Here is a 1,584-nt window from a genome sequence, read left to right as displayed (position 1 = left end):
CTTCGCACAGTGAATAAGGCCGCTTTGCCGGATGTCAGCGGCTTTGCGCTGGATACCCGCCTTTCCCCGGAAGAAAGAGCGGCGCGAATTATGAAACAGGTGAAAAATCCGTATTGTTTTCGATGTGGGGATACGGCAGTCAAGCTGGAGTTTGCCGATAACGGCCCGCCCTTGCAGGACATTATGACGGGCTTTCTTGTTCGGCAGAAAAGCGGACTGTAAATAACATCGGGCCAAAATGGCCCGATGTGCCGCAGGACAAGATTTCTGCGGCGCCGACAACCTTGTTCACATTACGCTGGCGAGGTATAATACAGGTGTAATGTGATAGGAAGGAGGACACATGGCAAGAACAGCAAACCGGGGAACAAATCAGGCCGTTTCCCAAACACCATATAACGTATTGCGCTGGAGGCTGGGCGAATATATCCGCCTTTCCAAAGAGGACGCGCAGAAAGCTAAAAAGGGCGATGACAGCAACAGCGTCATCAATCAAGGGCGGCTGCTGGACGATTACTACAACCGGCATATAGATGAATTTGAAAGCGCGGAAAAGTATATTGACGACGGCTGCACCGGGACGGACACCGACCGGGAGGACTTTCAAAGGCTGCTGGCCGATATTTACGCAAAGAAAATCAACTGCGTGATTGTCAAAGACCTGTCCCGCCTATCCAGAAACTACACCGACGCGGGGACGCTGATTGAAAATCTCTTTGTGCAGATGAATGTACGGTTTATCAGTCTGGCCGAGAGCGTGGACAGCTACAAAAACCCGGAAAGCGTTTCCAACATCATTGTGCCGATCACCAACGTCATGAACGATCAATACTGCTATCAGACAAGCAAGAAAATCCGGCAGGTGTTTGACTACAAAAAGCGCAACGGGGAATTTATCGGTTCTTACGCTCCCTACGGCTATATCAAAGACCCGAAAGATAAACACGCGCTTCTTGTGGACGAAGAAGCCGCCGAAGTGGTAAAACAGATATTCTCCATGTTTGTCAGTGGGCTGACCATCCGGGCGATTGTCAATCATCTGAACGACCACGGCGTGATGTGTCCGTCCCTATACAAGCAAAGCCAGGGGCTAAAATTTCATTGCCCCAACGGACAGACGCGGCCGATGTGGAGCACGATTACGGTTTCAAGTATGCTGAAAAATCCCGTCTATGTAGGGGATATGGCACAGGGCCGCAAGCGCGTGAAAAGCTACAAAATCCATAAACTGGAGCCTGTGCCGGAGGAACAGTGGATTGTCGTGCAGAATACCCATGAGCCGATTATTGACCGCGAAACCTTTGCCAAAGCGAAAGACCTGCTCAAACGCGACACCCGCACCGCCCCCAAGCAAAAGCAATTATATTTGTTCAGCGGTTTTCTTCGCTGTGCCGACTGCGGACGGGCCATGTCCCGGATTGCCAGCAAGGGCCTGTATGTGTACTATCAATGCGGGACTTACAAAAGCCTATCGAAAAAGGCTTGCACCATGCACTCGATAAAAAGTACCAAGCTGGAGGCGGCTACCCTATATGCAATCCGGCAGCAGGTACACCTTGCGGTCAACTATTCCGCTATTATCGC

At 51.0% G+C, this 1,584-nt stretch carries 2 protein-coding genes; both read left to right on the top strand.

What is annotated here, in order from left to right; genetic code table 11:
- On the top strand, positions 1 to 222 hold a 222-nt coding region (locus H8730_RS17275; protein WP_249290292.1), incomplete at its 5' end, for a DUF6870 family protein.
- Positions 223 to 343: 121 nt separating this feature from the next.
- On the top strand, positions 344 to 1,584 hold a 1,241-nt coding region (locus H8730_RS17270; RefSeq protein WP_249290291.1), incomplete at its 3' end, for a recombinase family protein.

The sequence above is a fragment of the Bianquea renquensis genome, from assembly GCF_014384895.1.
Lineage (GTDB): Bacteria > Bacillota > Clostridia > Lachnospirales > Bianqueaceae > Bianquea > Bianquea renquensis.
Note: the sequence above shows the minus strand (reverse complement) of the source record. Positions and strands in the feature narration are given on the sequence as shown.